This is a genomic window from Stieleria varia, from assembly GCF_038443385.1.
GTDB classification, from domain to species: domain Bacteria; phylum Planctomycetota; class Planctomycetia; order Pirellulales; family Pirellulaceae; genus Stieleria; species Stieleria varia.
In genome coordinates this window covers 5245939-5268215 of record NZ_CP151726.1, presented here as the reverse complement: position 1 = coordinate 5268215, position 22277 = coordinate 5245939, and the positions used below count along the sequence as shown (strand labels likewise).

General features: G+C 56.1%; 18 protein-coding genes. 6 read left to right on the top strand and 12 right to left on the bottom strand.

Annotated features, from left to right (window positions below; all coding sequences use genetic code 11):
- Positions 1–3 precede the first annotated feature (3 nt).
- On the bottom strand, positions 4–1008 hold the full coding sequence (locus tag Pla52nx_RS17755; RefSeq protein ID WP_146522018.1) for a ketoacyl-ACP synthase III: 1005 nt from the start codon (positions 1006–1008) through the stop codon (positions 4–6).
- Between the two features lie 271 nt (positions 1009–1279).
- Between Pla52nx_RS17755 and ychF the strand changes: the two genes are divergently transcribed.
- From ychF to Pla52nx_RS17740, 3 genes are all read left to right on the top strand, one after another.
- Positions 1280–2371, top strand: a complete 1092-nt coding sequence (gene ychF / locus Pla52nx_RS17750; RefSeq protein ID WP_146522019.1) for a redox-regulated ATPase YchF — start codon at positions 1280–1282, stop codon at positions 2369–2371.
- Between the two features lie 416 nt (positions 2372–2787).
- A complete protein-coding gene (locus Pla52nx_RS17745) occupies positions 2788–3408 on the top strand; it encodes a hypothetical protein (protein WP_231742280.1) in 621 nt (206 codons plus the stop codon).
- A 4-nt stretch (positions 3409–3412) separates the two neighbouring features.
- Positions 3413–3772: an amidohydrolase gene (locus Pla52nx_RS17740; RefSeq protein WP_146522020.1), complete on the top strand. Its 360-nt coding sequence runs from the start codon at positions 3413–3415 to the stop codon at positions 3770–3772.
- A gap of 114 nt (positions 3773–3886) precedes the next feature.
- Here the strand turns inward: Pla52nx_RS17740 and Pla52nx_RS17735 are convergent, their stop codons facing one another.
- Positions 3887–5341: a DUF1501 domain-containing protein gene (locus Pla52nx_RS17735; protein WP_197454888.1), complete on the bottom strand. Its 1455-nt coding sequence runs from the start codon at positions 5339–5341 to the stop codon at positions 3887–3889.
- A 22-nt stretch (positions 5342–5363) separates the two neighbouring features.
- Complete coding sequence (locus Pla52nx_RS17730) at positions 5364–7787, bottom strand: DUF1549 domain-containing protein (RefSeq protein ID WP_231742281.1); 2424 nt, start codon at positions 7785–7787, stop codon at positions 5364–5366.
- 431 nt (positions 7788–8218) lie between these two features.
- Here Pla52nx_RS17730 and Pla52nx_RS17725 point away from each other — a divergent pair, with 431 nt between their 5' ends.
- Positions 8219–8941 carry a PEP-CTERM sorting domain-containing protein gene (locus tag Pla52nx_RS17725; RefSeq protein WP_146522022.1) on the top strand — a complete coding sequence of 241 codons (723 nt, stop codon included), beginning with the start codon at positions 8219–8221 and terminating at the stop codon, positions 8939–8941.
- Positions 8942–8983: 42 nt separating this feature from the next.
- Here Pla52nx_RS17725 and Pla52nx_RS17720 read toward each other — a convergent pair whose 3' ends face one another.
- From Pla52nx_RS17720 to Pla52nx_RS17710, 3 genes are all read right to left on the bottom strand, one after another.
- Complete coding sequence (locus tag Pla52nx_RS17720; RefSeq protein WP_146522023.1) at positions 8984–10519, bottom strand: PQQ-binding-like beta-propeller repeat protein; 1536 nt, start codon at positions 10517–10519, stop codon at positions 8984–8986.
- A gap of 82 nt (positions 10520–10601) precedes the next feature.
- On the bottom strand, positions 10602–12284 hold the full coding sequence (locus tag Pla52nx_RS17715) for an alpha-keto acid decarboxylase family protein (protein WP_146522024.1): 1683 nt from the start codon (positions 12282–12284) through the stop codon (positions 10602–10604).
- Positions 12285–12416: 132 nt separating this feature from the next.
- Positions 12417–13379 carry a cytochrome c gene (locus tag Pla52nx_RS17710; protein ID WP_146522025.1) on the bottom strand — a complete coding sequence of 321 codons (963 nt, stop codon included), beginning with the start codon at positions 13377–13379 and terminating at the stop codon, positions 12417–12419.
- A 494-nt stretch (positions 13380–13873) separates the two neighbouring features.
- Here Pla52nx_RS17710 and Pla52nx_RS17705 point away from each other — a divergent pair, with 494 nt between their 5' ends.
- Positions 13874–14227 (top strand): hypothetical protein, encoded by a 354-nt coding sequence (locus tag Pla52nx_RS17705; protein ID WP_146522026.1) that lies wholly within the window; start codon positions 13874–13876, stop codon positions 14225–14227.
- Positions 14228–14259: 32 nt separating this feature from the next.
- On the opposite strand, the gene Pla52nx_RS17700 is transcribed toward Pla52nx_RS17705, so the two are convergent.
- The gene (locus Pla52nx_RS17700) at positions 14260–15138 is read right to left on the bottom strand and encodes a sugar phosphate isomerase/epimerase family protein (RefSeq protein WP_146522027.1); all 879 of its coding nucleotides are present in this window, start codon (positions 15136–15138) and stop codon (positions 14260–14262) included.
- A gap of 235 nt (positions 15139–15373) precedes the next feature.
- On the opposite strand from Pla52nx_RS17700, the gene Pla52nx_RS17695 reads away from it, so the two are divergent.
- A complete protein-coding gene (locus Pla52nx_RS17695; RefSeq protein ID WP_146522028.1) occupies positions 15374–16639 on the top strand; it encodes a transglutaminase-like domain-containing protein in 1266 nt (421 codons plus the stop codon).
- Positions 16640–16825: 186 nt separating this feature from the next.
- Here Pla52nx_RS17695 and Pla52nx_RS17690 read toward each other — a convergent pair whose 3' ends face one another.
- From Pla52nx_RS17690 to def, 5 genes are all read right to left on the bottom strand, one after another.
- Positions 16826–18370, bottom strand: a complete 1545-nt coding sequence (locus Pla52nx_RS17690; protein ID WP_146522029.1) for a DUF1559 domain-containing protein — start codon at positions 18368–18370, stop codon at positions 16826–16828.
- 495 nt (positions 18371–18865) lie between these two features.
- On the bottom strand, positions 18866–20026 hold the full coding sequence (locus Pla52nx_RS17685; protein WP_146522030.1) for a hypothetical protein: 1161 nt from the start codon (positions 20024–20026) through the stop codon (positions 18866–18868).
- Positions 20027–20172: 146 nt separating this feature from the next.
- Positions 20173–20409: a hypothetical protein gene (locus tag Pla52nx_RS17680; RefSeq protein WP_146522031.1), complete on the bottom strand. Its 237-nt coding sequence runs from the start codon at positions 20407–20409 to the stop codon at positions 20173–20175.
- Between the two features lie 122 nt (positions 20410–20531).
- Positions 20532–21485 carry a methionyl-tRNA formyltransferase gene (gene fmt, locus Pla52nx_RS17675; protein ID WP_146522245.1) on the bottom strand — a complete coding sequence of 318 codons (954 nt, stop codon included), beginning with the start codon at positions 21483–21485 and terminating at the stop codon, positions 20532–20534.
- 84 nt (positions 21486–21569) lie between these two features.
- Positions 21570–22154, bottom strand: a complete 585-nt coding sequence (gene def / locus Pla52nx_RS17670; RefSeq protein ID WP_146522246.1) for a peptide deformylase — start codon at positions 22152–22154, stop codon at positions 21570–21572.
- Positions 22155–22277: the final 123 nt, after the last annotated feature.

Genomic DNA, 22277 nt, shown 5'->3' with positions numbered 1-22277 from the left:
GGTTCAACCGTTGGCTTGGTCTTTCCAAAGGCAGCCGGCCCACGAAAGACCGACTCCAAATCCCACCAGCATGTTAACCGATTTGGGGTCCAATCCGCCACGATTTCGCATTTGATCGATCAAAATCGGCAGCGTGCACGAAACCGTATTGCCGACGTCCGACAACTCGATCGGCAACCGGTCCGGCGAAACCCCCATTCGCTCCCGGAGTTGATCGAGCATCTTCCAGGTGGCCTGGTGCATCAAGTACTTGCCGATCTCTCCGTCGCTCAATCCATTCTCAGCCAAAATCTCCTCGACCAACCTGGGAATCGCCTCCACGGTGAACTCGATCAGGCTCGGCCCATCCATGTACAAGCGGCTTTTCCAGCGTTTTCGGTGTCGCGGCTGGATCGCATCCTCTGCGACCCGAGTCCCTCCGTCGCCGACCAGCAGCATGTCGCCGCCGCTGCCATCGCTGCCAAATTTGAACCCCCACATCGATGGTGTCTCAGCCGCCGTGATCAACGTCGCCGCGGCGGCATCGCCAAAGATCGTTCGTAGACTGCGATCCTCCGCATCGATGTATTTGGAATATGTCTCGGCGGTGATGAACAAAATCCGTCGAGCCGCACCGCTCTGGATCAACCCGTCCGCCATCGCCATGCCGTACACATAGCCGCTGCAGCCCAAATTGAAATCAAACGCGCCACACCCGGTGCTCAGACCCAATCGGTCTTGGATCAGACAACTCGTCGTGGGCAACGGATAATCGGGCGTTTGCGTGCATAGCATCAAAAAGTCGATCGACCCGCGATCAATTCCGTGCTCTGAAAACAGCTTCTCCGCCGCCGCCACCGCCAAATCACTGGAGGTTTCGTTCTCAGCGGCGATATGTCGCTGGCGAATTCCCGTTTTCTCTTCGATCAAAGGAATGTCCCAACGCGGAAACTCACGTGCAAGTTCTGCGTTGGTTTCGATCCGTTCGGGCAAGTGAACGGCGATCTGATCCAGTTGAGCGTAGGGCACGAGGCGGTCGACTTTCGCCAATCAGGGGAGATTCAGAGGTTGGGGGGAACTGTCGCGGGCGGATTCTCAAAGGTCGCGTCGCTACGGTGCCCAAAGTTTACCGGGGAATCGTTCGATTGGGACCCCGGCGACCCCAACGGAAAACATCTTGACGGCCTTCATCGGACGCTCGCCAAATGCAGACGCGCCGCCCTACGAAGAAAGCAGGTCGGATGATACGATTTCCGCCTCTGGACCTACCAACCGTTTTCCCCAAATTTGATCACACGTTATGGAAGCTGGGATCGTCGGATTGCCCAACGTCGGCAAAAGCACCCTTTTCAATGCTTTGACAAGCTCGCAATCGGCACAGAGCGAAAACTACCCGTTCTGCACCATCGAGCCCAACGAAGGCATCGTCAGTGTGCCCGATCCACGTCTGCAAAGGATCACGAAATACATCAAGCCGCAAAAAATCATCCCGGCCGCCCTGAAACTGGTCGACATCGCCGGGATCGTCAAAGGTGCCAGTGACGGCGAAGGTCTCGGGAACAAATTCCTGACCCATATCCGCGAAGTCGACGCAATCGTTCAAGTCGTCCGCTGCTTTGACGACCCTGACGTCATCCACGTGGCCGGGAAAGTCGACCCGCTGGCCGACATCGACACGATCGACACCGAGCTGATGCTGGCCGACATGCAGACGCTGGAAAACGCGATCGGCAAAGCTCAGCGGGCCGCACGCGCGGGCGACAAAGAAGCCAAGGTGCGTTTGGACGCGATCGAAAAATGCAACGCACACCTGGAAACGGAACAGCCGCTACGAACACTGACACTGTCCGACGCCGAAGCCAAAGCGATCAGTAGCTTTGGACTGCTGACCGCCAAGCCGATCTTGTACGTGGCCAACGTCAGCGAAAACGACCTGGAGGGCAAAGACCCCCTGGTCACGCTCGTACGCGATCACGCCGACAAAGCAGGCGCAGGGATCGTCTGCGTCAGCGCCAAACTCGAATCGGAAATCGCCGAACTGGATCCCGCAGACCGCGACGAGATGCTCGCCGACGTCGGCTTGGCCGAACCGGCACTCCATCACATCGCCCGCGCGATCTACAAAACCCTCGGCCTGCAAAGCTATTTCACCGCCGGAGAAAAAGAAGTCCGGGCGTGGACGATCCCGGTTGGTGCGACCGGCCCCCAAGCCGCCGGAGTGATCCACAGCGATTTTGAAAAAGGATTCATTCGCGCCGAAGTCTACACGCTGGAGGACCTGGAAACCTACGGCAACGAGAAAGACATTCGCCAAGCCGGTAAACTACGTGTGGAAGGCAAAGACTACATCGTCCAAGACGGTGACATCTGCCACTTCCTCAATAAGACCTAGTGCATCGTCCAGTCTTAGAACGTGGGTTCGGTAGATGAGCCGTTTTGGCGTTAGCCACGGTTTTCGTGACACAACCGTGGCTAACGCCAAAACGGCTAACCCCAAAATCAAGACTGGACGATGCACTAGCCCGAATGATCCATGCCCCGACGCGTAAGCGAGGGATACTCAGTAAATCCCTCGCTTACGCGTCGGGTGATGAACAACAATCTGCATTTCCCAACGATGTCACAACTCATTGTCAAGAATCTGATTGCGCTAAAATCAATCATCCGCATGAATAATCCGGGATAGTGGTCCCCAAACACATCCAAACCACGTAGCCGCGTCTCTCCGAGACGCGAAATTTGCGAGCCTCGGAGAGGCTCGCCTACGTGTTTCCCAAACCCGTCCGTCATCCCCTCGCCTGAAATGACATGAACAAGATGTTGATTCCCATTCTCTTTGCCCTCGGCACCGCCATCTTTTGGGGCTGCTACGGCCCCACGATTGGTAACGCACAAGCTCCGAAACTGGACGGCAGGCCCCTTTGGTCGCCCTTCAAACCCTACGTGTTCATCGGTATCGCCTACCTCGTGATCGCGATCATCGGCGGCCTCGCCGTGATGAAAATCAAAGGTGACAGTTTCAGCTACTCTGGACAATACTACCCTGCTGCTAAATGGGGTTTCCTCGCCGGCTGTCTTGGAGCCTTCGGTGCAATCTGTTTGACCAGCGCGATGATGATCAGCAAAGGCAACGCATTGTTGGTGATGCCCATCGTGTTCGGAGGCGCCGTCTCGGTCACCGCGATCGTCTCGGCCATCAAGCTCGGTGGTGTGAATCAGATGAGCGTTCCGCTCTGGGGCGGAATGCTGTTGACCGTCGTCGGTGTCGTGATCGTGGCAATGAACACGCCACACGGTCACGCGGCACCGAGTCCCGGTGCCGGTGGTCACGCGGAACATGCCGCACCGCACGCAGCCGAGACACCCTCGCACACGGACGCAGTCAATCCATACGCAGCCCCGTCCGAGACGGCAACTGAGTCCGAGTAGTTCGATGTCCGCAGACGACTCCGATGCGTTGATCAGCGATGTTCGGGCGATCGATACCCAGATCGCCCACGTCTGGATGGTGCGCACGTTTCTCAAACATGCCGACGAAGCCGAAGAGGATGAAGAGCTGCGGGGCGTGGTCCGCGATCTGTACGACTTCATCTTGGCCGTCGGTCCCATGGACGAGTCCGTGGACGTCAAAGCCTATTTGAAAATGGCCAAGAAAAAACTTTCCAAGCTGCGTCGAGCCACCGAGTTGTACGAAGAAATCCAACCGGAAGTCAGCGGGCATACCAATTTCGTCATGGCCGCCCGTTCGCTACGCACCGCCGTCAACGCAATCAGCCAAGTGATTCAAAAGTAGGTCATGCTTTGCATGACGAAATACGGTCTACCCGTCTAAATGCTAGGCGACTGCTAGGTTGCGAGAAACGTATGGCGTCATGCAGAGCATGACCTACCTCGACCTAAACAACCGTCACGCGAACAACGCGTCCTGCGAAACGCCCTTGCCGTCTTTGGTCACGTAGAACGGGCGTCCTTCGATGTCAAAACCCGTGCGGGGACTGATTCCCATCGCGGTCATGATCGTCGCATGCATGTCTTCGATCGACACCGGGTCTTCGATTGCCACCAGCGGGCGTTCGTTCGCCGTTGCGCCGTGCAAGTGACCGCGTTTAATGCCACCGCCAAACATCAGAACGCTGGAGCCACCGGTGAAATGCCGGTGCAGTCCAAAGTGTTTCATCTCACTGATCACATCGACTTTGTCACGCGCCTGGTCTTTCGCTGTCGACCCCGGAACGCCCTCGATCAATGCGTCACGACTGAACTCCGACGCGATCACGACCAAGGTGCGATCGAGCAACCCTCGCGACTCCAAATCCAAAATCAGTTGGCTGATCGGCCCGTCGATCTCGGAGTGCATTCTCGTCATCGTCGTGTGCCCATCGTTGTGCGTGTCGAAATGCAAGAACGGCACGTACTCCGTCGTGACCTCGACAAACCGTGATCCGGCTTCCACCAATCGCCTCGCCAACAAGCATCCTTGTCCGAATCGGCTGGTGTTGTACTTGTCGTAACTCGACTTCTCCTCCAGCGTGATGTCGAACGCGTTTCGCTTTTCGCTACTCAGCAACCGATACGCATTGTCCATCGATCGCAACATGGACTCCTGCTGGAAATCGCTGAGATACTCTCGCTGCGGACTCTGGTCGACCAGCCTGCGGAACAATCGATCGCGATTTGCAAATCTCTGCGCGTCCATTCCCTTGGGCGGACGCACCGAAATCGCGGCTTGATCGGGATACGGCAGATTCATCGGTGCGAACTCGCTGCCGAAGAAACCCGCGGTGGTGAACGCCTTGAGCTCCTCGCTTTCACCGACGCCCTCCAGACGTTGACCGATGTTGACGAACGCCGGCATGACGTCGTTCTGCGCACCGAGCACCTTGGCCATCCACGACCCGATATGCGGTGCAGCGACCGTTTGCGGGGGAACGTACCCGGTGTGCCAGTGGTACTGGTGACGCGAGTGCAGGATGCTGCCCAAATCCGGTTGCACGTGCGAGCGGATCAGTGTTCCGCGATCCATGACAGACGCAATCTGTTCCAGTCCTTCGCAGATTTTGATTTGGTCCACCGCCGTATCGATCGACGGAAACGTGCTGAGCATGTCCGCCACTTTCAATCCTTTTTCAAACGGCAAATAGCGTTTGGGATCAAAGGTATCGGGTGCCGCCATACCGCCGGCCAACCAGATCAAAATGCACGCATCGGCGCTCGGTTCGGGCTGCTCCACTACTTCCGTGGCCGACAAAGCACGCGGCGCACCACATGCCAACGCCGCCAGAGACGCAGCGGACAATCCTCGCAAAAAATCACGCCGCACGATCGCTTTGGGCTGGTCTTCGTTCTTCATTAGATCACTCATGTTCATTCCTGTCTTACCAACGCTATCTCACCAGCATGAATTCCGGCAGCATCAAAATCGTCCACATGACGTCTTGAACGGACTGCGGATCGGGACGCTCGCCGAGTGCAGCCACCAACAAGTTCCGTTCGCCTGGTGTCGGCTGACGCGACAACGCTGCGACAAACATTTCCTCGACCAACGCGTCACTTGTCTGCCAATCGCGAGCCGACCAATGCTCGGCACCCTGCGCCAACCACTGAGTCAACGTCTCCGCGTTCGCCAGATCGATGGCTTCCAACGTCGTCAAGCCGTCCGGTCGCATCGACACGATCTGCTCACGCAACGGGCGCCCCAGGGACTGCATCAACGGTGTGTTCTTCATCAACGATGCCCGGATCATTTTGCCAGATGAACCGGTCGTCATGATCGGTGCCAACAACCGACGGGCTTGCTCATCGAGCACCTTGTTCCACACATCCAGACCTGGAACGATTGTAACGGGTTGCCAACCCTGTTTCGGTGCCGACATTCTGCCCTCGCGGGACTCGGGCACCTCGGGGTTGTACTGCCATGTCTCATCACTCGCGATGCTGACCTCGCTGCCGTCGGTCAGCTTCAAGGAAGCTTGAAAGAACAAGCCGGCGGGGTTCATTCCACCCACCGCCCCCGCATTCTTTGCTTTGATGACAATCTGATTGCTACCTTTCTTGAGCACCCCGGTCATTGAGACAGCCTGCGGCTGAGTCCAATCGGTCCCCGCGATGATCTGTCGATTGCCAACGTAGAGGACATATTCGTTGTCACAAGTGATCACGGCGCCACCCTGAGAAACGTCCGCGGGCAGTTCGATCGTCTTGCGAATCAGCAATTCTTCGCCGCCCGGTGACGATCCGTTTTGCAGTTTCCCCCATATCCATTTACCGGTGATCTGCGTTTGTGCGATCTCGGCATCCGTGACAGTGCTTCTCAACACCGGAGCATCAAACTTGGTCGGTGCGGCGGAGCACAATTGCCAAACCGCGTCAACGAACTGCTCGGCCGTCAATCGACGTTGGCGAGGTCCCCGGTAAACGTACTGACCGCCGTCGTCGCCATCGACGATTTCGGTGCGAGATTGATAGGCCTCCGATGTCGCGATCAGTCGCAGGGTGGACTTCAAATCGTATCCGTTGGCGACAAAATCGTTGGCCAAGAAATCCAATAACTCTTCATTCCAAGGCTCGGTCTGCATCGCATCCAATGGATGAACCAAACCACGGCCCATCATCTGGTTCCACAAGCGATTGACGATCGTTCGAGCATAGCGGGCGTTTTGCGGATCGGTCATCAAGCCGGCCAGTTGACGCAATCGCTCTGCTCTTGGTGCACTGGGATCTATCTGTCCGAGTTCCGGATACAGCCACGCGGCGGCTTGGGTTTCTCCGGTCGGTTTATCGCAACGATGCAACTCCAATGGCGCGTCCGCATAAACCGCCGCCAATCCGTACGCTTCCTTCAGCGTCCAGCGATCAATGAAACTATCGTGGCACGAAGCACACTTCATGTTGATCCCCAAGAACGATTGCGAGATGCTTTGCGAAAACTGAATCTCGTTCGTTTGTCCGGCGCTGACCTCTCCACGCCACTTGATCCCATCGATGAAACCTTGGCTGGCCGCCGTCGGCGGGGCAACCAATTCGCGTGTCATTTCATCAAAGGGCTTGTTGGCCAACAACGCCGAGTAGAGCCACTCCGTGACCTGTTTTCGACCACCGGTGATGAAACCTGTTCCGCTGTAGTCGTTTCGCAGCAAATCGTTGAAAAAAGTGAGCCAGTGATCGGCATACTCGATCCGCCTGGATAGCAGATCATCGATCAGTTTCTCACGACGACCCTCTGCACCGCTGGCGAGGAAATCGCTGTATTGCTCCGGCGTCGGCAATAGCCCGATCAAATCCAAATGGACGCGTCTGAGAAATGCTGCATCGTCGATCGTCGCGGGGACGTTCAGATCACGCTCGGCAAGGTAACGATCTAACAATCGATCGATCGGGTGTTCACGCCCCGGTGTCGGCGGCGGCAGCGTCACCAGCCGCGGACGCACCGGTGGTTCGTAGCTGCGAATTTCAAACGAGAACCCTGGCTCCCATTTCATTCCTTCGTCGATCCAACGGCGAATCAGTTGGATCTCGCGATCCGACATCCGAGGTCGGTCCGACGGCGGCATCTGAATATCTGTGTCATCCGACGCGATCAAATCGACCAAATGAGAAGCCGCTGCGTCGCCTATGTCCACCATGCCCGAATCAACTAGTGATTCTCGCGTGTTGAGCGAAAAATCGCCTTCGCTCTCTCGCCCACCGTGGCATGTAACACAGTTGGCATTGAGAATTGGAACAATCTCGTGCGAAAAATCGATCTCCGCCGCGCAGACATTCAGCCCACCTGCAACGCAGATTAGGAACAAAGACAGGAGAAAACTCATCCTCAACATCAAAAACATCCCATTGGTGTTTGGGTTTCAACCTTTTCCAAGCTTCAGCAGCAACGAATCACCCGCCCTCGTACCCCGTAGTGGGATTCGCCAGAATTCTCTCGACATGCTTTTTTTGGGGGCATTGGTTCGTTCGTTGCTGACCATCATTCTAGCAGGAATCAAATGCGTCTTTTCGCTAGGCCACTGGGCTGCGTCAGTTTGGCAGTGACACTGACGGGGCGAATAGGACGAAGGCGACGAAGGCGACGAAGAGGACGCAGCGGGCGGATCAGCATACGTCCAAGTGGGCCCGTCCAAGTGGACCAGTGGACAGTTGCCGCATTTTTGTTGCATGGCGTTCCTGGCTTCCCCACTGAGGGGTGTGAGTACGCTAAAATGCCCAGCACATCTGTGATACTTCATCTTTTGGGCAAAATGACATGAATCGACTTGTCTTGATTTCAGCCGTCGTGGTGGGTTGTGGGTGCTTTCCTATGATTTCCTCTGCGGCCATTGTTTCGACGTCATCGCTGACAGTTTACGGCGCGAACACTTCGGCAACTCAGCAGATTGTCGACTTTGACTCGACGGCGTCCGGAACCTCATTGAATGCGTTGAGCGGGATCACCTTTACGGAGACCAATGGTGATGTGTTGATGATCTCCGACGCCGGGGGAGACGCTTTGGCAAACGGCCCGACCTTTGGCATCAATTCTGTTTCCAATTTCGTCAACCGAGAGAATCCAATTGGAGTGATTCCGCCGACGGTCACATTTGATGAAACCAGCGAAGTTGTCTTTGACTTCGATCAGGCACAGAACTCGGTTGGTTTGTTTGTCTATTTTGATCGATTCAATCCGATCAATGCTGGCACCATCGCATTGTCGACCACCGGTGGATTGGCGACGGTCAGTGTCGGGACAGCCCTGGAGCAGGAGGATTTGCCAGTCAATGACACGGCGTACTTCCTCGGCCTGTACGACGACGGCGGAAACAATTCAATTTCACAGGTTCGTTTGACCACGCAACTCGGCAGCGGCACGATGCGTTACGTTTTCGACCATGTGATGCTGGGGCAAGTCAGCGCGGTTCCTGAGCCGTCCGCATTCATCTTGTTGACACTGATCGGCGGAATCATGGCTGTCCGACGCCGACGTGTGTGACCAGTAGCGAAGTGAGAGTACCGAAGGGCAAATAGCCCAGCGTCACTCTAGTCCAATGCAAATCAACTGCTTCAGCGTCCGCGCGTACAGTCGACCATCGGCGTAGGCGAGACTGGATAGGGACCATGTTTCGCCGGCCGGGCCGAGATCACTGATGGACACCAATGCGTCCGCGTTCAAATCATCCGCGTTCCATCTCAAAACGTAAACCGTTCCCACCATCGTGGGCATGTAGATCAGGTCACCGACGACAATGGGGCTGGCCGCTGAAACGTGGCCCCAGCCGCTGCCCGCGTTGCGTTTGTCCTGCGTCGCGAGGAAACCATCCGCGTTCTTCATGTCGTTGGGCAGAGCCTTGTCCCATAGCAGTTCATCGCTCTTACCCGGGTTGCGAATCACCTGGACGGGCACCTGCAAATACTCGACCTTTCCACTCTGAACATTCACGCGTCCGACGAGATGATCATGGTGTGCCAAAAAATAGTGATAGTCGCCAACCAAGCAGTTGGTTTGGTACGTGATGCCTCTGGCACGCTGTTTGGTGGCCGACAAGGACTGATTGTGCTGCGTGACGTAGTGTCCGTCGATGTGGCGACAGATACTTACGTTGTCGAGCAATGATGCTCGCAGAATTTCCTTTCCCGTCATCGCGTCCAGCGTGCAATGTTCGCTGCCGATCATGCACGCGATCCGACGACCGTCCCAGCACACATTTTGATGTGCCGCGTAACCCGGGATCTCGCGGTCCCAGATGCTGTGACCGTTGGATGCATCAATCAGTGAAAGTCCGTAGGGTTTCTCCGGCGGCTGGTGGCCTCCTCCGCGACCGGTCAAAATCGCGTGGTGACCATTCGGCAGCGTTTGCAAGATCGACGTGCAGTGAACCGAAGTCCCCGCGTCGGCGATCCAAGAACGTTTCCCAGTGGCAAGATCATACGCTTGCAGACGTGTCCACAATTCGTAGTCGGTCCCCAAAGGTTGCGCACCCGCTTTGGTCGTTGCCGAGATGGGCAAATCCGTTCGAGGCACATGCATCAAGATCACGTGGCCATCGTGCAGCATCGGTTCGTGTCCCCGGGCGTGGTGCCGTCCAAAGGGAGTCCAAACCGATCGCCACAGTTCGTTGCCATCAAGATCAAAGGTGACCAAGGTGCCGCCCACATTGATAAAGCACACCGCGTGTTCAGTCGCAACGGGCGATGCCGCAGTGTTGTCGCTGAACAAGCTGGACAAGTCGGTTTCGCGGGTGCCCGGTATCTCGCGACGCCAAAGCTCGACGCCGGTCTTCGCGTCGAAACACATCCCGAGGATATCGCTGCCCGTTTCGCTATCTGCTGAGATCGCAGCGTGCGATGTCAGAAAAACCTTTCCGTCGACCACGACTGGAGTCCCCTGTCCGGTGCTTGGCAGCGGCGTCGTCCAGAGCACATTCTTGTCGAGTGAAACGCTGAAATCAGAAACCGCAGATCCGTCGGCAACGAAATCACCGCTTGGACCCGCCGCTTGCGGCCATGTCTGGGCAATGACATCGCAAGCAACGAGGAAAAATAAGATAAGCAGTGCCAGAGTACGTTTCATGAAATGGTTTGCTGTTAGGAAACGGAGCAGCTGATTCGATCGGAACCATGCGATTAAACAGTGCCGTTCAATCTGTTGGATATCAGCCGACGTTCTTGCCCATTCGTTCGGCCAAGTTCTTGAGGGTCTGACTGGCGTCGCCCTCTAGCAGTTTGGCTTGGATCAAATGCGGCGTATCGGTCGTTCGCCACGCATGCTCCAAGGCCGCCTGGAACTCTCGCTCGGTGGTCACCAAGTGAGACTCGCCGCGACCGTACACGGACAATAGCTGGGTATAGTTCCACGGTTGAATCTCGTTGTACCGCCACTGACCGGCGTGCAAGAAGCGTTCGGTTCCGTATCCGTGATTGTCCAACAAGATCACGATGGGATTGTGACCGTAACGCACCAGCGTGCTGAGTTCTTGACCGGTCATTTGAAAGGCACCGTCGCCGACAAGCACAACGACTCGATGGTCTGAGCATGCAGTGGCCGCACCCAAGGCGGCCGGAATGCTGAAACCCATGGAGGTGTAGTATGCCGGTGCGAGGAACTCGCCTCGATCATGAATCGTCAACTCGGTGGCCGCAAACAACGAGTCTCCGACATCAGCGATGACAATCGTGTCGGCATCAATCAGGCGATTGAGCCGTTTTACCATCCAGCTCGTTGTCAGCGGTTCGTCGGCAGGTTCGTGGTCCTGGCCAACTTCACCTGCTCCACAGACCAACGAAGTGGGAATCGTCCGCCCGGTGGGCTTCAGCTCGGACGCCACGAGCGACTGCAGGTACTCTCGCAGCAAAACGTTGTGGTAGTGATGATGCGAAATCCGGATTTCTTCACTGGTCGCATAGATACAGCGAGTCGGGTCCAGTTGCGCGGTGTAGATCCCAAGATTGATGTCACTGAGAAAGGCGCCCAACAGCAACACCAAATCGCTTTCCTCCACGAACCGTGTCAGATCCTGATTTCCCAGGGCTCCTTCGTACAATCCAATGAACCGAGGGTGACGTTCGCTCACCACACTCTTGCCCAGCATGGTTGTCGCGATCGCGATTTGCGATTTGTCCGCCAGTGCGAGCAACTCGTCTTGCAGTCCGAAGCGATGGATTTCGATCCCGGCAATGATGACCGGCTTCTCGGCTTGGGCGATTCGGGCCACCGATTCGGCAACGGCTTCTGCTGTCGCACCGGAGTCTGGTTCACGCACGTGGCCTCGGTAGCCATGGGTCACCGGCGGAACAACATGCACCATGTCTCTGGGTAATTCGATGTAGACAGGTCGTTTGTAACGATCGCAAGCGTCCAGGACACGATCGATTTCGGAAAACGCGGTGACGGGATCGGACAGCTCCGTACCCGCGATGGTGAACTTTTCAAAGACGTCATATTGAGTCCGAAAGTCGCGGACCATGTGGTGCAGCAACGTCCCGCCGCCACGTTCCTTCAGACCCGGCGATCCGCTGATCACGACCACTGGTGATTTCTCCGCATAAGCGCCGGCAATCGAATTGCAAACGCTCAATCCGCCGACACAGTAGGTGACACACAAGGCTCCCATGCCCCTGAGCCGCGCGTAGGCATCCGCGGCGAAGCCGGCGCAGTCCTCTCGCGTACATCCGATGACTTCGATCGGACTCTTTTCCAGTTCGCTGTAGAACGACAACACGTAGTCGCCTGGGATGCCGAACATTTGTTCGATCCCATAGTCACGCAAGCGTTGGATCAGATACTGGCCGATCGAAACGTTGGCCATGCTGCGACGTAGCGGATCACTCGGTGCCATGGTTTCATCCTTTCAGTCAATGGACTTCGTCCGACACCCGTTGCGAAGGGAATTCTGGGGAATTCCTTTCCGTTGAGAGTTGATGTTTTGTTCTGGGGGGAATTCTGGCGAATCCCATTACGGGGAGGGCTGTTATCGGTATTGGTCGTGGCATGTGTCACAGCTTTGCGTGACTGCGCCGACGGCTTTTCGAACCGCATCGTAGTCGCCGAGTTCAATCGCTCGAGTCACATCGCTGGCCGCCGACGTCATCACTTTGCTGAACGCTACATAGTCTTTATCGTCCGCGTCATCGAGCCCTTCCTGAATCAAGACTTCACCGACCACTGCGATCAGCTCTGCGTTTCGACGTGCGGTCGCTGGGTCATCTTTGACCGTGCTCTCGCTATTGGTCGCTCCTTTGAGTGATTCCTTCAGCTCGTCCAAGTACTCCATCATCGGCGAACGATCGGCGACGACGGACCAGTCGTTGGCTTCGGAACTGGCCGGGCCGGAAAGTCCCGATCCGCTGACCAAATCCTGCAAGTCCGCTTTCCGCGTCTTCGCTTCATTGTAGACCTGGGTCGAGCCTGAGCTGCAGCGAAACGCGGTTCGAGCCAAGATGTCGCGAGCCGCCGCGGCACTGCTTTTCCAACGCACGTCTCCTTCGTGCTCGGAGATGACGGCGAACATGGTGGCCAGGATCGTCAGGTCCAATCTTGCATCTTGATAGCCACCGCTGTTGAACGCGCTGGGCGTGGTGATCACGCCGTCGTAGTGCAGCTTCACCCGCTTCACTTCGTCCTCCAGCGAGACCGGCGTGATCAGCTTTGTCCATAGATTTCCTCCCTCCGCCGCCCCACCGTTGGAACCGGCCGCCGGCGCAGTGTCAGCAGCGACGTTTGTCGCCGCAGCGGCCTTGCGGACTTTGGACAAGGAAGGACGTTCTCCCCGAAACGCGTCCGTGAGTTTGTCAAAGAAGACGGTTTCAAGGTCCTTGTCGGAAAACTGCGGCGGAGCAGCACGCTTTTCGTCCGCCGAGACTTTTAACCAGCCCAGCGTGGCAATCACCAAAACGACAACACAAACTCGGGTCAGGTGATGAGATCGGAGCACCGGGGGGATCCTCGACGGGAGCAATTTGGCTGGGGCAATGTGTCACGTTTCGACGAGTGCATTCTACCACGAAAACCGCTGCGGGAAAAAGCGAGAGATGTTGCTGACGCGTGAATGACTGTTGCAGAGGGCACGAAAAGGAGGGGAAAAGCGTGAAACAGGAAAACTTCCCAAAACAATCGCTTTGATCGCCCGATTTCTTTTCGAAACAAGCCTTGGCTTGTGTGGTTCAATCACTGGATACAAAACAATCAGAAATTGCCCCTTCTCGCTTCGATCGCCCTGTGGCGAAGGGACGCGGATGGCGGAATTGCCAAGATCCTACGATTCTCAGCGAACAGAAAATCCGATGACTTGGCGATGCCATGCGACCTGAACGGGCACCAATGATTCATGCTCCAGTCGATCATGACGGACCATCGTAAGACAACAGGCTGAGTTTGATGCTTTGCACTCACCTTCGGCCGATCACAAACACGGGAAAGGGAACAAGAATGGTACGACCCACCGATGAAAAACTCACATGCGATTGTCCCAATGGACACAAACTGCGAGGACCGGCTCAACTGATCGGCAAACAAATCGCTTGCCCGAAATGCAAGAGCAAGTTCATTTTTGGTGAAACCTACAAGCAGCAGGTCTCAGACACCGCTGTGGTCCGAATTCTGGGAACCCCACCTCCAAGTCATACCGCACCCTCGGAGACCGAGTTGATGCGTCCATGTACCCGTTGCGGCGTATCCGTTTCCGCATCGGCATCGGTTTGCAGTCACTGCGATTGCTACATCGGAGCCGTGCCGGATTTCATGAAGTCGATGATGATGCAGAACCGAGCCAACCTGGGCTGACAAACCACCTGGGCTGACAAACCACTCGAACGCTACAGCGTCTTGAGGTAGTCGATGCTCTGCCGAATGCTTGCCAGCGGATCGGGCGATTGATCCTGCTCGACATGACAGTGCGTGACGCCTGCGTCGGCTGCTGCCTTGATGATCGGCTCCATCGGGATCACGCCGTCGCCGAGTTCCTCAAACGCTTCGTTGGGTACCGAACCAAAATTCGGTGTCTTCACTGATGCGTTCAAATCTTTGAGGTGCAATTGCGACACACGGCCCTTCAGTTTGCCGATCAGGTCGACCGGGTTGTGCCCGCCGACCTCGACCCAAAACACATCGACTTCAAATTTCATCTCGTCGGAAAACTCAGCCATCATCACGTCGTAGCCTGTCTTACCGCCATCCATCGGTTTGAATTCAAACGCATGGTTGTGGTAGGCAAGCTGGATGCCCGCCTTCTTTGCTTCCTCGGCCCCTTTGTTGCATCTCTCGGCCAGCAGTTTGTAGTCGTCCAGATTCTTGCGATTTCGATCGGCCAAATAGGGGACCACCAAATGAGTCAGCCCGGCGTCTTTGGCCGCATCGAGGATCTCTGAAAACGGGCGAACACCTTTGTCATCCGGATTGACAACGCTGTCCCAGTCAAAGTGGCTGGAGTGAATTTCCATGCCGTTGTCGCGAGCCGCCTGGATCATCGGCACGGCATTGGGAAATCCGTACGGTTCCACCTGACGGTACCCGGCATCGGCGACCGCTTTGAGGGTCGCCTTGACATCGGCGTTGATCTGATTCCGCAGCGTGTAAAGTTGAATCCCGATGTTCTTTCGATAGACATTGTCCGCATCCAACGCGTACAAGAAACCAGGCTTTGCGAGTGCAAGGGTGGCGACCGCACCAGCCCCAAGGAAATGACGTCGTTTCATGTTGGTTTTAGATTCAGGGGAAAGTTTGGCGGATGCTCAGACTCGGCCCCATTGTGTCGGCCCAATTGTGTCGGCTCGATTCAACCTGGCCCAGCCAGCATGCCCTGGAATTCGCTATTCGCTCCAGTATACACACGCCCGCTCAAGCGAGTCTTCTCGAATCGCCTGAAGTCCGGTCATCACGACTCTGTTATGCTGAAAGACCCCCGATTGACGACCAATAAAACATAATCCGATGCCAAAACCTCTCTCAACTCTGTTCGCCATCGCCCTGGTGCTTTCGATCATCACACCCGCTCGATGCGATCCACCCACGGAATCCATTTTTAGCGGTTTGCCACCGGGCGTGTTCGTTTCCCGATCGCTGGCCATTCCGACTGATCAAGCCAAAATGATCGGAGAAAAATTTGGCGGTAACGTCAATCGACTCTCCAACACCGTCTTGCGCGTGCACGGGCGAACTATCCAAGTCAATGCGTTCACAGCTGTTACGGCTGCCGATGCCGACGCGATTCATTCGGCGCTATTGAAACTGAAGCCCTATCCGTATTGTGTCAAGAAAGGAACGACGGTGGTCGAATACGTCGGCCAAGATGCCGATGAAGCGTTGGCGTTGAAGACGTCGTATGAGCTGGGCCTGTTGCCCAAACCCAATCAAGTGCGATACCGGGTGACGGCTCAACTGGCCTTGATTGAAAAAGCCGACTACATGGCTTGCAACCCACTGTTCCAAGAATTCGCGTCGGTCGCTACGGAGGATGATGAGAATGCCGCAGCGGAAATCGGCGAACTTGCCCAACAATTCACCTTTGGCAATTCACTCAAACTTAGAAAACCCGCTTCCAACCCAGTCGCTAGTGATTACCTCTTTGAGCCAGAGTCCTCCGGCGCGACCGCTGGCGGCAGCTCTGTCCACTACACGTTTCCTGAACCGCCACAGCGTTACGGCGTCCCCTATGTGACGACCGCGATGGACGTGACCGTTGGCATGACCGGGCTGACGCAACAACGCGAGCCTCCCGGACGCGAAATGACCGCAGCTACAACTTTTTGGCCGGCCGATGAACCTCAGATCGTTGAACTTGCCAAACAGATCACAGCCGGTCGAGACTCCAATGGCGCCAAAGCCATGGCGATTCTGCAATGGCTCGCCCCCGGCCGAAACCTCAAGTACTCCGGGCAAACCGGGTCACGATGGGGAACACTGCAGGTTCTTAACCAGCGTTTCGGTCACTGCTGGGACTTCTCCGATTGCTTCGTCACCCTGGCTCGCGCCGCCGGTGTCCCCAGCAGACAGATTGGCGGTTGGTTTTACGGCAGCGCCGGACACATCTGGGCCGAGTTCTATCGCGAAGAAACCGGATGGCAACAAGTCGACCCGACCGGCGGCGGACAACTTCGATGTGGCATCTATCACATTCCCTACTTCACAACCGACACCGGCGACATGCCGATCGTGTACTTGGCCGAACCAAGAATCGAAGTCATCGATGCAAGGTAAGCGGTGGTCGGTCCTGCAGAGCATGACCGACCACTGCGTTTGACCCGCAGCCGAAGGCGTAGGCGGACGCGGCTTATGACGCTGCGGTGCAATCCTGTTGGTGGTGCTTCCTACGCCTTCGGCTACGGGTCAAACGATAGCAAGCCCGACACAGGTTTATGTCATGCAGAGCATGACCTACCACTACTAAAACTCGATGACTTCTTTGCCGTTGTAGGTCATCATCGCGCGGAGGTTGTCGGCTGAGGCGCTGGAGTCCATCGCCCGGACGCTGCCGTCGTAGAAGCCGACGTTGACGGATTGTCCCGGTGGCAACGAAGTGATCACGGTGACGGCTTCATCGATCGTCAAATCACCCTTTTTCAGCCACGGCACGTCGCCATCGGTTTGAATCAACATGATCGTGTTGGACATGCCGTCGATGATGTCACGAAATCGACTCGGCATCACGTCGTGAGAAACCGTGTAGATGCCTGAGTGCGATCCGTCCGCACCGAACACGATCGGCATCTGATCGGCAAATTGGCTGTTGGGCGCATCGGCAGCTCCCTTCGTCATGTCCAGCTGGTCGTACAAGCGGGCTTGCTCCACAAACGGCAACACCCTGGCCCGCCAGCTCAAATCATCGCTTTGGTCGTTCAAGGGCGCCCATGGCAGTCGGCCATAGGAGGCTTCGAAATTATGAATCGCCAAAGCGACTTGTTTGACGTCGTTCATGCCCTTCATTCGTTGGGCCGTGCCTCGTGCTTTGGTGATCGCTGCCGACAAGGCTTCCTCCAATCCCGCAGGACGTTGGATTTCGACTGTGACGACAGAGTCATTTCGTTTTGCTTGCAGGCTTGCCAAGATGGAGGCTCCGGCTGCTGCCAGTTCGGGATCCGACTCTTTCATCGAGTCAACGGCTTGTTGGCCACCGACGCGAGCCATACCCAGGACTCCGTTCAGTGTGGCTTCTATCGCTGTGGCTGCTTCGGCGTCTTTACCGGTCGTGGTCAACAACAACATTGGACTGTCATCGGGATCTGCGACGATGCTGAGCGTCGACATCTTGGTCACCATGTCCACAAACATCATCGCTTGGGGCGGCAACTGCTGCTGTGCCATCGCAACGGCTTCTGTAATCAACGCTTGAGCGCCATCCAAGTCCACGGCAACACGCACGGGGCTGTTGGGCATCGCGTTCCAGGTCGCTGTTAGCTTATCGGTGCGAAAGTTTCGTGTGGTTTGCATCACGTATCCATCGGTACCAAACTCGATCGTCTTGGGGTCGATGCGGCAAATCGAAATGTTCTGTGGATCGTTCTCCGTTTTGGGTCTCAGAAAAGTGCGTCCATTGGCTTCCACGACTTTGCTCTTACCCAGGAACTCTTGATACATCTTTTCTGCACCAGCGGCATCGCTGAACAGAATTCTCACAAAGAAGTCCATCGGGAGATTATCGCCACGCCCCATTCCGGCAACGGCAGCGATACCTTCAGGTGCACTGACCGAGCCGATGATTCGGTCAACCTTGGTCAGGTCGACTTCATTCATTCGCTGGTTACGCTGAGCTTCGGCGATCATGTCGTCAAAGTGCATTTTTTGCGCCAGAGATCCACTGCGGATTTTGGCGATCTGGATGTCGAAAGCGACAACCGATTGCTTGGCCGAGTCCAGGCCTTGAGCGTTGGAGCTGTTTACAAACAGACAAGTGGCAGCAATGGCCAGGAGCAGACAGATCCCGAGTCGCATGATGTTGGTCCGAAATTGAGGGGCAGAGGGTCGACTGACAGAGATTTTAGTCGAGCAGAGCGCATGATTGTTGTCAATTCGACGCCAATGACAAAGAAGGCGACCGGTGAGATCACTAGGCTAGTGGTCTGGGACAACATATCTGTAGGGTAGTGGATCTTGTTAAAGATCCTGTAGCATATCTGTAGGGTAGTTAAAGATCATGTAGCGGTGGGATCTTTGGCAAGATCCCCTATCGGCAAAACCTAACGTCCTACTTTCAACGTAAACCAAGTCGATACTACCACTTGCGTCGTGGTGACAGGCGCCCATGCACTAGTGCATCGTCCGGTCTTGATTTTGGGGTTAGCCGTTTTGGCGATAGCCACGGTTGTGTCACGAAAACCGTGGCTAACGCCAAAACGGCTCATCTACCGAACCCACGTTCTAAGACTGGACGATGCACTAGTCACTCTTTCCTGCCTAAGTGCACCAGTTCGGTCAAGAGTGACCTACCTACGATTCAATCAACAAGCCGCTGTTTCGAACCAAATCAGTCGCGTTGCCCCACTGCTCGTCGTTTTCGAATTGATCTCGGCCAAAGAGATGCCAAGCTCTGGGCGATGGACTCTGCAATGCGATCACGCGATCAGTCACTTCGGCTTTGGTGAAGTGAGCCCATTTCGTTTTGGATTCACCGGAGATCGTGGAGGACACGATGCCGTCAGCGTCAAACCAGCCGCGGGAACACCACACGATCTGTTTGTCCTGGGTGTCGTCGCGGCTGTGTTTCTTGGCTCTGCGGATCTTGAGGTATGCTCTGACGATGAGCAGCAAGAATACCGACACGTAAACCACTGCAGTGAGTGCGGTAAAAAAACTGTCGCCAAGCGTCACACTGATCACAATCGCTGCGATCAAGATGAGCAGCACGATGAACCATGAAATCTTAGCCGCCCTCCGGTTGATCGACATGAACTCGGTGTTGACCAAATCCTCCATGTAGAGTTTGCCAGAGTAGAGGATCGCGTTGTCACCCGGCGTGAATTCCAGAGGCCTTGTCGGCAATTCCAATCGACGCAGGTCCACGGGCTGTGGTTTCGTGTCCGGCATCAACTGATCAACGACTGTGATCGTGTCCTCCAGTCGACCTTGATCGGTGAACGCGGACCGGGGCAAGAACTCCATTTGGCTGCGGGTCTGTTCGAAAGACAGCGCCCACCAGTCCTGAGAGTGTTTTGCGGAAACCAATGCATCGAAATACATGATGCGTGTCTGGTTCGCTTGCTCGATATGCAGCGATGTCGCATCGATCCAACCACGAGCCGGCCCCGTGATATGCTGGTGTGCTTTGACCAGCGTGCGCATCAAATAAAGCGTCGGAAAGACACTCATCGAAAAAATGACGATGGTGAATCCGAGCATCAACAGGCTTGTGCCGCCGACCAAGAGTGCGAACGTGAGGAACGCGAGTGGCACAATGGCAAGAAATCCGCAGCCGCCGCGTAGATTGATGATCTCCGGGCGGATTTGAGTGGTTCGCAACGCGCGTCGGATACCCTGGTCCGTCAGCGTGAACTCAAACCGTAGCGGTTCGGAGCCGAGCAGACGTTCCAGTGTCGGCACCTCAACGGACGGTTGAGGTGCTTGATACGGATTGATGGGAGCAGGATCCAAACGGGACTCAGCAGAAAGTACTTAGTGGTCTGGGACAACTTATCTTTAGGGTAGTGGATCTTGTTAAAGATCCTGTAGCGGTGGGATCTTTGGCAAGATCCACGTCGGCAAACCCTAACTTCTAGCTGTCCCAGACTACTTGGACGTTACTGCCGATCCAGTTTCTCCTGAGCCCTTGCGGCCCGCAGCGCGGCAGCTTCACGGCTGAGTTTAAACTCTGGCCCGGCTGGGAAATACTGGATGTCGTCCTGCAAATAGTAGGGGCTTGGCAGGTTCTGGCCGTTCATCGAGACTTGACACCCGGTGCTGGCCAGCAATCCTCCAGCGACAATCAGCATCGCGGCGGTTCGGGCAATCGGTCCAGGTTTGGTGGTGCGGCTCATGGCTTGGGTGCCTTCCAGTCGAAACTGCGTCAACAGTGCAAAAGCGGAACGAGAATAGTCGTTGCAATGCGTATCGGCCGGACAATCGTTACATCTTGAAACCAAACCTGCTGATTCCGGTTTCACGACAGCGGTGTTCCACGGCCGAGCTGATGTCCACGCAGAAACTCTTCTCCTCCCATCTCGCGTTTTCCCGCAGGACACAGCCTTTTGACGGCGATCGCACCATCACCCACCGCGACAGAAAAGTTTCCATCGCCGAGTATTTGGCCCGGCTGGAGACCGGATGTATCGGCCTCAACCGCTTCGACCTCCAAGATCGCCAGCCGCACCGGTGGCTTGTCCGGGTGGGTCGCCACGTGAGTGAAGGCGACCGGCCAGGGCTGCATGCCGCGGACGAGGCAGTCGATTTCACGTGCCGTGCGGGTCCAGTCGATGTTTGCCTCGGCCTTGTTCAACCGTGGGGCTTTGCTGACTTTCGCCGGATCCTGCGGTTCTCCGATCTCGCTCTGTCGATCCCACTGTGCCAGCATTTCGACCGATCGCAACGTGATCGCAACGCCGAGTTCAGAAAGACGTGTTTCTAATTCACCGGCGGTTTCATCGTCTCGGATCGGGGTCTCCACTGACGCCAAGATAGGACCACCATCGAGCTTGGGCGTCATGTGGATCACCGTGACACCGGTAACGCGATCGCCGCTGAGCAGGGCTCGCTGAACCGGTGCGGCGCCTCGGTAGGCGGGCAGCAACGAACCGTGCAGATTGATCCCGCCCAGCGGGGCCGCTGCCAAAGCGCCGGAGACCAAAATGTGCCCGTAGTCGCAAACGACGAGCAAGTCCGCACGCAGCGATGTGATGTGCGAGATCGCATCCGACTCATTGATGCTGACCGGGTCGAACACGGGCAAGTCATTCTCCGTCGCCCATTGGCGAACCGGTGCCGGCGGCGGTCCTTTGCGACTACGGACCTGCGGCTCGGGTTTGGTCACGACCAATGCAATCTCGTGACCGGCTGCTCGGAGGGCGTCAAAGGAAGGTACCGCAAAAGGTCCGGTGCCCATCAAAATCAATCGCATGCAGTCCGCTCCGCTGGGAATGGGAAAAAGTAAGTCAGTCACTCGTACGTCAGCCTTTCCAGGCTGACATACCCTGACCTCACCTCACGCGTACTTGTCGGTCCATTGAGTCAGTTCAGCCAACAAAGTCGCATCGTCCGCCAAGCCGCCGGCGGACTGACGGGAGCGAAAATCCAGCTCGAACTCTTGGATCCTGCCCGCGATCTCCGCCAAAGCATCATCGGCCATTCGATCAAAGAACATGATGCCGTTGAGGTGATCGATTTCATGTTGAAAGACTCGCGCCAGGAATCCATCCACGGTCACGTCCACCGCGTTTCCCTTCAAATCGTAAGCACTCAACTGAATCGACTTGGGGCGTTTCACATCTCCCAGCACACCGGGCAGACTCAAGCAACCCTCCTCGGCTACTTCGCTGCCTTTGGGGCGTTGGATTTCCGGATTGATGACAACAAATTCTTCGCCGTCCCCGCGAACCCCAGACGGGTTGGCGACAAACAGCTTGAGCGGCAAGTTCACTTGGTTGGCCGCAAGTCCGACGCCGCTGGATTCGTACATCAAGTCAAACATCTCGTCGACAATCTTGCGTAATTCGGCATCCACCCGCCGTATCGGCTTGCTCTGATACCGCAGGGTCGGGTGGGGATGCATGATGATGTCGAGGGCCATGTCGCGTTGCCGGGGATTGCTGGACTGCGTGAGGATTCTGTCAAAAACGGCACTTGTTAAGATGACGTATTGAGTCGGTTTTGTGCAGTCCCGTTGATTGAGTGAGCCGACGGCGATAGCCGC